We start from the raw sequence: 12009 nt of genomic DNA, 5'->3' as shown, positions 1-12009 counted from the left end.
GACGACGGTTCCGTTGATGCCTGTGTGGTGTGATGTCCTGGAGAAGTCCGCATGCAATTTGAAAGATCACTGACAACCGTCGAGCTGCACACGTGCGGTGAAACATTCCGCCTTGTGACCCAGGGTCTACCGAAGATTCCCGGAGCGACCATCGTTGAACGCCGCGCCTGGCTTCAGGAAAACGCCGATCAGTATCGACGCGCGGTCATGTTGGAACCCCGCGGCCACAAAGATCTCTATGGCGGCTACCTCACGGAGCCGGTCAGTGCCGATGCCGATTTCGGCGTGATCTTCCTCAACAACATGGGCTACAGTCCCCATTGCGGCCATGGCGTCATTGCGCTCGCAACCGCAGCACTTGAGCTCGGCTGGGTCGAACGCAAGTCGCCCGAAACCCGCGTCGGCATCGATGCGCCCTGTGGCTTTATCGAAGCTTTTGTCGAGTGGGACGGAAAGCGGGCAGGGAACGTTCGGTTCGTGAATGTTCCGTCCTTCATCTTCATGCGGGACGTGACGGTCGACACCCCGACTTTCGGCAAGGTGACCGGCGATATCGCCTATGGCGGTGCCACCTATTTCTACGTTGACGGCCGCCCGTTCGATATCGCCATCCGCGAGAAGGATGTTCAGAAGATCCAGCAGTTTGGATACGAGATCAAGACGGCTGTGAATGCCGAGATGTCCGTGGTTCACCCTGAAATCCCCGAGTTCAATGACGTCTATGGCGTCATGGTCTACGGCGATCCTCGCCACGATGGCTCGACCCAGGCGAATTGCTGCGTCTATGCGGACAGGGCCATCGACCGATCACCGACAGGCTCCGGAACCGCCGGCCGTATCGCGCAACTCTATCTTCGTGGCGAACTCTCAGCATCGGAAACACTGGTGAACGAGTCGATCATCGGCACGGTGTTCAAGGGACGTGTGTTGAGCGAGACAAAGGTTGGCGACTACGACGCGGTCATCCCGGAAGTCAGTGGCAAGGCCTACATTTGCGGGTTTGCAAATTGGACGATCGATGAGGAAGACCCGCTTACGTTCGGTTTCTTGGTTCAATAATTACAGTTTCTAAGCCGCTGCAGTCTCGTTCGATAGCTGCAGCCCGCGCGGAAGAAACGTATACGATATTGGAAATTCGATAATATCCGTGCTCCAAGTCCTACCAATCAACAAAAAGGGGAATGCAACAATGCGTATGGCTTCAATTATCCTGGCCACCACACTGGTGGCATCAACTTTGACGGTCGCTCATGCTGACAAGCTGGATGACATCATGGCTTCCGGCACATTACGTTGCGCGGTGGTGCTCGACTACCCTCCGATGGGCATGCGCGACGCGGAGAACAATCCGGCCGGCTACGACGTCGACTACTGCAATGACATCGCCAAAGCGCTCGGCGTAACGGCAGAGATCGTTGAGACCACCTTCCCGGATCGTATTCCGGCACTGGTGTCCGGCCGGGCTGACATCGCCGTCGCACAGACATCGGACACTCTGGAGCGGGCGAAAACTGTCGGTTTCACCATGCCATACACCGCCTTGACAGAAGTCGTTCTCGCGAAAGAGGGACTCGGGATCGATAGCTATGAGAAGCTGAAAGGCCGCAATGTCGGCGGTGTCGCCGGCGGCTATGAGGCAATGGCCCTCGAAAAGGATGTCAAGGCGTGGGGCGGCGGTTCCTTCAGAGCTTACCAGAGCCAGGCCGATGTGTTTCTCGCGCTTTCCCAAGGGCAGATTGAGGCGACCGTCGTCACGGCCCCCGTTGCCGCGACGATCGTTAAAGATGGCAAATACAAGGGCGTCGTGGTTGCCGGGGAGACACCTTATGAAATCGACTATACGGCACTGGTCACGCTTCGCCAGGAGCAGGGCCTCATCAACTACCTGAACCTCTTCATCCATCAGCAGGTGCGTACGGGTCGTTACAAGGAACTGTGGGATAAATGGGTCGGCGTTGGTGACGCACCCGATCTGACGATCCCCGGCGTCTACCGCTAATCGATTACGACCTCGGCGGGCAGACTTTCCCGGACAGGAAGTCGTGCCCGCCGCAGCTCGACGTGACGGGATCTCCAAGTGAGTTCCTTCCCCCGATCCTTTCCAAATGGCGGGAACGACCATGGACTATACTTTTCAATGGCGAGCGGCGTTTCGAGCGCTGCCTGATATGCTCTGGGGCGCCCTTGTGACGCTTGAGGTCGCCCTGCTGTCAATGGTGCTTGGCACGTTGCTCGCGATTATGTTGGCGCTGGCATCCGGGTCGCGGTTTCGCGCAGTTCGGGCTCTTTCCCTCAGTTGGGTAGAGCTGGCCCGTAACACGCCGGCGTTGTTCCAGATTTATATGGTGTACTTTGGTCTGGGGTCACTGGGGATATTCCTCGACAGCTTCCTTGCTTTGCTGGCAGCGATTACATTCAACAATGCGGGTTATCTTGCCGAAACCTTCCGTGGCGGACTTCGAGCAGTTCCCGGCACACAAATGCGTGCCGCCCGGTCTCTGGGTATGGGACAATTCCAGGCGTTTCGCCTCATCGTGCTGCCTCAGATGTTCCGCGTCGTCTTTCCGCCGCTCACAAACCAGATGGTCTGGGCGATCCTGATGACGTCCCTCGGCGTGGTGGTGGGCCTGACAAATGACCTTACCGGTGTGACACAGGACCTGAATGTCAGATCATTCCGTACGTTCGAGTTCTTCGCGATTGCCGCTGTTCTCTATTATTTGATGACGAAGCTGGTCATCGGCTCGGCGCGCCTGATGGCGTGGCGCCTGTTCCGATATTGAGGGCCACCGCTATGATGCAGACCTTTTTCGACACCTCCCTGACCCTCAATGACTTCTTGTTCATGCTCAAAGGTGCCGGTGTTACGATCTCGATTACGTTCTGGGCTGTGCTTGGTGGATCCATACTCGGGCTGTTGCTCGGTTTGGGACGTGCCAGCGCACCTTGGTGGCTCAACGCACCAATCGGCTTTGTGCTCGACATCTTCCGCTCGGTTCCACTGTTGATCCAGTTTGTGCTCGCCAATTCATTCAAATCCATCATCGATTTGAACTGGTCGGCCTTTACCGTCGGCTGTGTGGTTCTGGCCATCTATACAGCATCCTTCTGCACAGAGGTGGTTCGTGCCGGCATTCTGGCCGTCCCCCCGACGACCCGGCGCGCCGCCCGGTCTCTTGGAATGACCTGGGGCCAGGATTTGAGGGAGGTCGTGTTTCCTATTGCCCTGCGTGTCGCATTGCCGAACTGGATTGGCCTCACGCTCGGGGTCATGAAGGACACGGCGCTCATTTCATGGATTGGCGTCGTCGAGTTGCTTCGCTCCTCGCAGATCATCGTGACACGGATTCAGGAGCCGCTGTTCGTCCTTGGTATCGTTGGACTGGCTTATTTCATCCTGTGCTTCCCCATCTCGCGTTTCGGCGGACGGCTGGAAAGAAGGTGGCGCGAGAATGATTGAACCCGGAAGGCTATTCGCCGACCTGATCCTTGCTCTTCGGAGCAAGTGTCTCCCCGCAAGGCCGAGAATCCGACTTGAGCAAAGGTTGCAGAAACAATGATTGAAATCGAGAATGTCCATAAGCACTTCAGCACCTTGCATGTTTTGAAAGGTGTGAGCCTGGACGTCCAGAAAGGGGAAGTCCTTTCCATGATCGGTGGGTCGGGCTCCGGCAAATCGACGATGCTGATGTGCATCAACGGTCTTGAGCCGATCCAGGGCGGCACCATTCGTGTCGATAACACAGACGTGCATGCGAAGAGTACCGATCTCAACAAACTGCGCCGAAAGATAGGGATCGTGTTTCAGCAATGGAACGCGTTCCCTCATCTGACGGTGCTCGAAAACGTGATGCTGGCGCTCAGAAAGGTGCTGGGTAAATCAAAGGCGGAGGCCGAGGCGATCGCGGTTGAGCAGCTCAAGCATGTCGGTCTTGGCGAGAAGCTGAAAGCCTTTCCGTCGCGTCTGTCGGGCGGACAGCAGCAGCGAATGGCGATCGCCCGCGCACTTGCGATGTCGCCTGACTACATGCTGTTTGATGAGGTCACGTCCGCTCTGGATCCGCAATTGGTCGGCGAAGTGTTGGACACGCTGCGCATGCTGTCCCAGGAGGGCATGACCATGATCGTGGTGACGCATGAAATGCGGTTCGCCCGCGAGGTGTCCGATCGCGTGGCATTTTTCCGCGAAGGGCTTATCCATGAGATCGGAACGCCCGAGCAGATATTTGATACTCCGCAGCGTTCTGAAACGGCGGATTTCCTGCGGTCGGTGCTTTGATTTGCTAGATTATAGAAAAATAATCTTAGTCGCCGAGCTTTAGTGAATTTGGAGATAGTCGTAGTTCAGATCCGTTCAAAGCGTGATGATCACAGTGCTGCCTTCATGAAATGAGACGAAGGTGTCCGGCTCCCGGACGCCCTGCGTCTCATAATACCTTGTACGTTATGGCAGGGCGACCAGAACCTCTATCTCGACAAGCCATTCGGGCATGGCCAGTGCTTCAACGCCGATCCAGGTACTTGCGCAAACTGGCCATTTTTCACCGAATATGTCACCCCCTGCCCCGAAGATCGCCGGGACGAGATCCGGAGTGTGCCGGACTACGTAGATCCTCATTTGCAGGATGTCTTTAGGATCCGCCTTTATGGCCGCGAGGGCGTTGAAGACATTCCCGAAGCATTGCCTTGCCTGGGCGGCATGATCGTTTCCACCGACGAGTTGACCTGACCTATCGATCGCGACCTAGCCCGAGATGGCGGCGAGGCGCGCGCCAGGTGGGGCGATGGCGATTTGTGCAATCAGGTGCGAGAAGGCATCGGTCAGGGAGGAAGGGTTGAGAGTTTCCATCGATGCCTCCCTTATTCCTGATCGACAGCGGCGACGTAACCGTCTGGCCTGACCAGCAGCGCCCGGACGCGGCGTAGGGCCGCGTGGTCGGAAGGGTCTGCCGCCAGGGATTGCACGCTGGTGGATCGCAACCATTCCGGACCGGAGACCGATGCGCCTGGTTTGAAGGAAAGGTGAAGCCAACGCCCTTCCACCAGCAGGCTGTAGAGCGACATCGATACGCCGGCCTTGCCGACCAGTTCGATATCGGGAACGCGTACCCCTGCCGTCAACTGTCCGGCAGTAACGGCAGCCTTCGCATCGGCGCCATAGGCGACGTCGAAACCAGAAAGTTCACCGGCAAGATGATTGACTGTAGGAATTTTTAGGAGCTGGTTTAGCGTCTCCCGCAAGGCAAGGGTGCCCGGATCGAACCGGGTGACCAGCGCGACCTGCGCCAGCGTATTGGTGTAGAGAATTTTTCCTATAGGTCGCCGTTCCTCGTCATAGGTACCAAGCAGTTTGTCGGGCGCTTCGCCCTTCAGGACTGCGGCCAGTTTCCAGCCGAGGTTCAAGGCGTCCTGCAGTCCGACATTCATGCCCTGTCCGCCCATGGGAGCGTGGATATGGGCGGCATCGCCGGCGAGCAGGATGCGGCCCTTGAGATAGGTTCCGGCAAGACGCGTCTCATCGGTGTCAACGGCGCAGTAAAATCCGGCCAGGCGGCGGAGTAAAACCAGGCCACTTGTGGCGCACGCATGAGACCTCCGGGAGGGCGTAGCCCGAGCGGGGGTCTCATGCGTGCGTGGCGATTTTTTGAGGGGTTTCAGCTGGCCTTTCGGGCGCGGCTTTGAGCGAGACGGTAGCTGTCGCCGTTCATCTCAAGGATGTTGACATGGTGGGTCACGCGATCGAGCAGAGCCCCGGTCAGACGCTCGGAGCCCAAGGTTTCCGTCCATTCGTCAAAGGGTAGGTTGCTGGTGATCAGGGTGGCACCCCGTTCGTAGCGTTGTGAGATCAGCTCGAACAGCAATTCCGCGCCGGTTTTGGAAAGCGGCACGAAGCCCAGCTCATCGATGATGAGAAGCTGGTAGGCGGCCATCTGCTTCTGGAAGCGGAGCAGCCGCCGTTCGTCACGTGCCTCCATCATCTCGCTGACCAGCGCGGCTGCGGTGGTGAAGCCGACGGACATACCCTTCTGGCAGGCTGCCAGGCCGAGGCCGAGTGCCACATGTGTCTTGCCCGTGCCGCTGGGACCCAGGGCTATCACGTTCTCCCTTCGCTCGATCCATTCGCAACGGGCCAGTTCCAGCACCTGCATCTTGTTGAGCTTGGGGATAGCGGCGAAGTCGAAGCTGTCGAGGCTTTTGACGACAGGGAACCTGGCCGCTTTGATGCGGCGCTCGACCTTGCGGCGATCCCGTTCGATCATCTCCCGTTTGGAAAGCCGGAAGAGGTATCCGACATGATCGACCCCCTCGGTGGCACATAGCCGGGCCAGCTTCTGATACTCGCGCTGGAAGGTCGGAAGCTTCAGGATCTTGAGATAATGGGAGAGCAGGATCTCTGGCACTTCGGTACTCATGCCGCTTCTCCCGCATCCGATGACAGGAGGCGCATGTAGGCCTTCGCCGACGTCGTCTCGACCGTCGCCCTCGGCAGGTAGGGGTAAATGGACAGGTCCAGTCGAGGCGGCCGGCGTTCCACCCGGCACAGGATCAGATGCTTGACGGCATCGAAGCCGATCGCGCCGAGCTGGAGGGCCTGTTTTACCGCCGCATGCAGGTCGGCAAGCTCGAAGCTCTCCAGCAGACGCAGGACCTGCACATACTCACGCCGGCCGTGCTTGGCCATGCGGCCCTCCATAAGACGGCGCAGCGTGGCGAACTCTTGCGGCAGATCCCAGCCCTGGAGAGGTGCTGCCTGATCCAGCGAATTGATCTTCTGTTCGATCAGCGGCAGGTAATGCACAGGAAGACGACATCTTCTCGTTCCCAGCTTCGGGTATGGCAGGCGATAATCTCACCACGGCAGCCGATCACCACCTCGTCGACATAGCCCCGGACCCAGACATCCTGGTGGCCATAGGCGACCGGGACGGAATAGTCGTTGGTCTTCTACCGCACCAGCGACTGAGCCGTGACCTTGGCACTGGCCTGATCGCAGGCATCGAAGGGCGATAGTGGCAACGAACGCATGGCAGCCAGATCGCGCTGCAGCCGTTCTCCGATCGTCTCGCTCTCGCCGCGCAGTCTGTCGCGCTGACGCTTGCGGCATTGCTCCTCAAGCCAGATATTGAATGCACCCCATGTCGGAAACTGCGGGATCGGAACCATGAAGTTGCGCCTGGCGTAGCCAACAAGCCCCTCGACATTCCCCTTGTCGTTGCCTTTCCCCGGACGACCATAGCGATCACGGATCAGGTAGTGGGACAGGAAACCGCTGAACAGTGTTGCTCGCTTGCGGGTGCCGTCGGGAAGGATCTTTGCTACCAGGCAGCGATCGTTGTCGTAGACGATCGACTGCGGCACGGCCCCGAAGAACGCAAACGCATGGATGTGGCCATCCACCCAGGCTTCCGATACCGCAGCCGGATAGGCCCGCACATAGCAGCCGTCACTGTGCGGCAGATCCAGCACGAAGAAGTGCGCCTTCCGCTCGACACCGCCGATCACCACCATCGCCTCGCCGAAATCGGCCTGCCCATGGCCCGGCGGATGAGCCAGCGGCACGAACACCTCCTGGCGACGCTGATCTCGCTCGCGCATGTAATCCTTGATGATCGTGTAGCCGCCGGTAAACCCGCGCTCGTCCCGAAGCCGGTCGAATACCCGCTTGGCCGTATGGCGCTGCTTGCGCGGTACCTTCACGTCCTCATCAAGCCAATGATCGATCGTCGAAACGAACGCATCCAGCTTCGGCCGCCGGATCGGCAACTGACGCTGATAGCCGGGCGGCGTCGAATACGACACCATCTTGCAAACGCTGTCGCGAGATATGTTGAAATGCTTTGCGGCCTGACGCCGGCTCATCCCTTCCGAGACAGCCAGTCGCACCTTCAGATATAATTCCACGGTGTAAATCCCCTTATCCCTCCTGCATTCAACGCAGAAGGAAGATAGGTGGCCGGATTTTACTCCGCCCCTACGGCGAGACTATCTCGCCGTTACCGTGGCAGACTTTTGCACCGCCGATCTCAGATCGAGGTGATTGCGCTCACACCCGACCACCCGCCGGCATCAATGACCTGGCGCGGCAAACGCCGGCGAATTAAGCGTGGTGACGGGCCGGAACGTGTATTCGGCGAATGGTGGGTTCGTTCATCCGAGATGGAGGCTGTCAGGGATTATTATTCGATCGAAGACGAAGACGGCAATCGCTTCTGGGTCTATCGCTCCGGCGACGGGGTGGATCCCGCGACCGGAACGGCAAAATGGTTTCTGCACGGGATCTATGGCTGATGCGCTACGCCGAGCTCCAGGTCACCAGTCATTTTTCCTTCTTGCGTGGCGCGTCAGGTTGCGATGAGCTGTTCGCCACGGCAAAGGCACTCGGCATTGCGGCGCTCGGCATCGTCGATCGCAACAGCCTTGCCGGCATCGTGCGCGCCTGGGAGGCGGCTAAGGAAACCGGTGTCCGGCTGGTCGTCGGCTGCAGGCTCGATCTGGCGGACGGCATGTCGATCCTGGTCTATCCGACGGACCGGGCCGCCTATTCGGGGCTTTGCAGGCTTCTGTCGCTCGGCAAGGAGCGAGGCGGCAAGGGCAAATGCATCTCGATCTGACGGATGTGTCTCTCTATGCGGAGGGACTGCTCGCCGTCCTGATCCCCGACGAGGCCGATGACGTATGCGCTATCCAGCTGCGCAAGGTGAAGGAGATATTTGGCGACCGCGCCTATTTGGCGCTGACGCTGCGCCGGCGGCCGAACGACCAACTACGCCTGCATGAGCTCAACACACTGGCGATCCGGCACAAGGTCCGGCCTGTTGTCACCAATGACGTGCTGTTTCACGAGCCGGGCAGGCGGCAGCTGCAGGATGTCGTCACCTGCATTCGCCATCGCACCACCATCGACCGGGCCGGCTTCCTGCGCGAACGGCATGCCGATCGTTTTCTCAAGCCGCCGGAGGAAATGCACCGGCTGTTCAGCCGCTATCCAGAAGCTCTCGCCCGCACCCGCGAGATTGTCGACCGCTGTCGTTTCGACATGAACGAGCTCACCTACCAGTATCCGGAGGAAGCAATCATCCCCGGGCTGACGGCGCAGCAGACGTTGGAAAAATTCACCTGGGAGGGCGTTCGCGACCGCTACCCCGAGGGGGTGCCTGACGACGTGGTGAAGACCCTCAATCACGAACTCGACCTGATCCGCAAACTCGATTACGCGCCGTATTTCCTGACGGTTTACAGCATCGTCCGCTTTGCGCGATCTCAGGATATTCTTTGCCAGGGTCGCGGAAGTGCCGCCAATTCCGCCGTCTGTTACGTGCTGGGGATTACTGCGATCGATCCGGCCGCAAACGACCTCTTGTTCGAGCGCTTTATCTCGGAAGAGCGCAACGAGCCGCCCGACATTGACGTCGATTTCGAACATGCCAGACGCGAAGAGGTGATCCAGTGGATCTACAAGACCTATGGTCGGCAGAAGGCCGCCCTTTGCGCCACCGTCACCCGCTACCGCGCCAAAGGTGCGCTTCGTGATGTCGGCAAAGTGCTCGGCCTGCCTGAAGACATGATCACAGCTCTGTCGGCCGGCGTCTGGGGCTGGAGCAAGGAGGGCGTCGGCGAAAAGCAGGTCAACGAGCTGAACATGAACATGTCCGACCGCCGCCTGCGGCTGACATTGGAACTGGCGCAGCAGCTTATGGGCGCACCTCGTCATCTCGGTCAGCACCCCGGCGGCTTCGTCCTGACCGATGACCGCCTCGACGAACTGGTGCCGATCGAGCAGGCGAGGATGGAGGATCGGCAAACGATTGAATGGGACAAGGACGACATCGAGGCGCTCGAGTTCATGAAGGTCGATGTGCTGGCCTTGGGAATGCTCACCTGCATGGCAAAGGGCTTTGCCTTGCTGGAAGAGCACAAGGGAGTGAAGCTTGATCTCGCCACCATCGAGCAGGAGGACCCGGCCACTTACGCGATGATCCGCAAGGCCGACACGCTCGGCACCTTCCAGATCGAATCCCGGGCACAGATGTCGATGCTGCCGCGGCTGAAACCCCAGACCTATTATGACCTGGTCATTCAGGTCGCCATCGTTCGACCCGGTCCGATCCAGGGCGATATGGTCCATCCTTATCTTCGGCGGCGCGAGGGCAAAGAGGCGGTGGTCTATCCCAAGCCGGAACTGGAGGCGATACTCGGTAAGACGCTGGGCGTGCCGCTGTTTCAGGAGAGTGCGATGAAGGTGGCGATCGTCTGTGCCGGCTTTACCGCCGGCGAGGCGGATGCGCTGAGGCGCTCCATGGCGACCTTCAAGTTCACCGGCGGGGTCTCGAAGTTCAAGGACAAGTTGGTCCAGGGAATGGTGAAGAACGGCTACACAGCAGAATTCGCAGAGAAGACGTTTTCGCAGCTCGAGGGTTTTGGCTCCTATGGCTTTCCGGAAAGCCATGCCGCGTCCTTTGCCCTGATCGCCTACGCATCTTCCTATCTGAAATGCCACTATCCTGATGTGTTCTGTGCCGCCCTCATCAACGCGCAACCGATGGGCTTCTACGCGCCAGCGCAGATCGTAACCGACGCCCGGGCCCACGGGATAGCGATCCGGCCAATCTGCATCAATCACTCGCGGTGGGATTGCACGCTCGAAGAGATCGAGGAAACCGACAGCCATGCCGTGCGCCTCGGGATGCGTCTGGTGAAGGGGCTGCCCGAACAGGATGCGGCAAAGATTGCAGTGGCACGTGGCAACGAGCCCTTCGTTTCCATCGACGATATGTGGCGGCGCGGCGGCGTGCCGTCGGCTACCCTGGTTAAGCTCGCCGAGGCCGACGCCTTTCGACCGGACTTGAAACTTGAAAGACGCGATGCGCTGTGGGCGATCAAGGCCTTGCGCGACGAACCGCTTCCGCTGTTTGCTGCGGCCGCCGAGCGCGAGCGGACGGTGATTGCCGAGCAGCAGGAACCGGACGTGGCACTTCGGCAGATGACCGAAGGCGCCAATGTCGTCGAGGACTATGGCCATACCGGTGTGACGCTGCGTGCCCATCCGGTCAGCTTCCTGCGAGAGGATCTCATTCGGCGAAACATCGTCACCTGCGCCGAGGCGACATCAGCGCGCGATGGGCGCTGGCTGATGACGGCGGGTCTTGTTCTCGTACGTCAGAAGCCGGGAAGCGCCAAGGGCGTGATGTTCATGACCATTGAGGATGAGACGGGCGTTGCCAATATTGTTGTCTGGCCAAGCCTCTTTGAAAAGCAGCGTCGCGTCGTGCTCGGATCCTCAATGATGGCGATCAACGGCAAGATCCAGCGGGAAGGTGGCGCAACGGATGTTCGATCTGACCACCGATCTTGCGAGCCTGGGAGAACGGAACACTTTCCGCGTTCCGACAGGGCGGGGCGATGAGTTCGCGCATGGATCACCGGGCAGTCCGGACAGCCGCGAGCGGCCGCCGATGGGCATCAAGGCGCGGGAAATTTATGTACCTGACCTGCACATCGATACGCTGAAGGTGAAGAGTAGGAATTTTCAGTGAGTGCGGTGGGCGGCTACAGAGGCGACGCGCTCAAAAGCAAGGCGATAGGGACACTCAGCGCTGACGCGGTCAATGCCCACGGAGATGCCAACTTGATCAGGCGCATTTTTCGTGCGCGTCCTTCGTCCCACTCGGATGCCATGCTCAGTCATCCGCGTCGTGATGCCGACATGGTGCAGACGATGGTCGAAACTGGTTTGCAATAACGGTAGATGTGGCTGGTGCCGGCCACATTTGCTTTGATCTCTTTTGAGGAGACGTTGTGATGCCCATGGGGTCGCACTATCCCGTTCATGGCAGGAACGCGCGATAGGCATGGCGGAAAATCTCGCGCCACACTCACTTTTGGTAGCGTGCCACCGCCGGCATGGCCTATAGGAATGCCACCGCCGAGGTTTGGCCCTGGCCCCGCCCCCGCCGCTCCAAGCTCCGACATGTTGCAAGCACAAGGGCGATCGCCACGCGTTGGCTTCGC

Annotated in this window: 8 protein-coding genes and 3 pseudogenes; 7 read left to right on the top strand and 4 right to left on the bottom strand. The window is 59.3% G+C overall.

Annotation, left to right across the window (positions count from 1 at the left end; translation table 11 throughout):
- Nucleotides 1-51: 51 nt before the first annotated feature.
- The 5 genes from lhpH (at nt 52) to HGO38_RS23355 (ending at nt 4279) form a co-directional block, all read left to right on the top strand.
- Nucleotides 52-1059, top strand: coding sequence for a trans-3-hydroxy-L-proline dehydratase (gene lhpH / locus HGO38_RS23375; RefSeq protein WP_250958230.1), 1008 nt, complete (start codon nt 52-54; stop codon nt 1057-1059).
- 136 nt (nt 1060-1195) lie between these two features.
- Entirely contained in the window at nt 1196-1999 is an 804-nt protein-coding gene (locus HGO38_RS23370) for a transporter substrate-binding domain-containing protein (protein ID WP_250958317.1), read from the top strand.
- Between the two features lie 121 nt (nt 2000-2120).
- Complete coding sequence (locus tag HGO38_RS23365; protein ID WP_250958229.1) at nt 2121-2783, top strand: amino acid ABC transporter permease; 663 nt, start codon at nt 2121-2123, stop codon at nt 2781-2783.
- A gap of 11 nt (nt 2784-2794) precedes the next feature.
- On the top strand, nt 2795-3460 hold the full coding sequence (locus HGO38_RS23360; RefSeq protein WP_250958228.1) for an amino acid ABC transporter permease: 666 nt from the start codon (nt 2795-2797) through the stop codon (nt 3458-3460).
- A gap of 96 nt (nt 3461-3556) precedes the next feature.
- On the top strand, nt 3557-4279 hold the full coding sequence (locus HGO38_RS23355; RefSeq protein WP_250958227.1) for an amino acid ABC transporter ATP-binding protein: 723 nt from the start codon (nt 3557-3559) through the stop codon (nt 4277-4279).
- Between the two features lie 165 nt (nt 4280-4444).
- On the opposite strand, the gene HGO38_RS31170 is transcribed toward HGO38_RS23355, so the two are convergent.
- From HGO38_RS31170 to istA, 4 genes and pseudogenes are all read right to left on the bottom strand, one after another.
- The gene (locus HGO38_RS31170) at nt 4445-4738 is read right to left on the bottom strand and encodes a RidA family protein (RefSeq protein WP_352230508.1); all 294 of its coding nucleotides are present in this window, start codon (nt 4736-4738) and stop codon (nt 4445-4447) included.
- 122 nt (nt 4739-4860) lie between these two features.
- Nucleotides 4861-5478: an FAD-dependent monooxygenase gene (locus HGO38_RS23350; RefSeq protein WP_250958316.1), complete on the bottom strand. Its 618-nt coding sequence runs from the start codon at nt 5476-5478 to the stop codon at nt 4861-4863.
- 176 nt (nt 5479-5654) lie between these two features.
- Complete coding sequence (gene istB / locus HGO38_RS23345) at nt 5655-6413, bottom strand: IS21-like element helper ATPase IstB (protein ID WP_250958226.1); 759 nt, start codon at nt 6411-6413, stop codon at nt 5655-5657.
- A pseudogene (gene istA, locus HGO38_RS23340) lies at nt 6410-7902 on the bottom strand (IS21 family transposase). Before istA ends, istB begins: the two are co-directional and overlap by 4 nt.
- 102 nt (nt 7903-8004) lie before the next feature.
- Here istA and HGO38_RS23335 point away from each other — a divergent pair.
- Nucleotides 8005-8289 (top strand): annotated as a pseudogene (locus HGO38_RS23335) (DUF6504 family protein); the annotation flags it as partial.
- A pseudogene (locus HGO38_RS23330) lies at nt 8289-11534 on the top strand (error-prone DNA polymerase). The pseudogenes HGO38_RS23335 and HGO38_RS23330, both read left to right, overlap by 1 nt.
- The last annotated feature ends 475 nt before the right edge of the window (nt 11535-12009 follow it).

This window comes from Rhizobium sp. CG5 (assembly GCF_023701945.1).
Classification (GTDB): Bacteria; Pseudomonadota; Alphaproteobacteria; order Rhizobiales; family Rhizobiaceae; genus Allorhizobium.
Note: the sequence above shows the minus strand (reverse complement) of the source record. Positions and strands in the feature narration are given on the sequence as shown.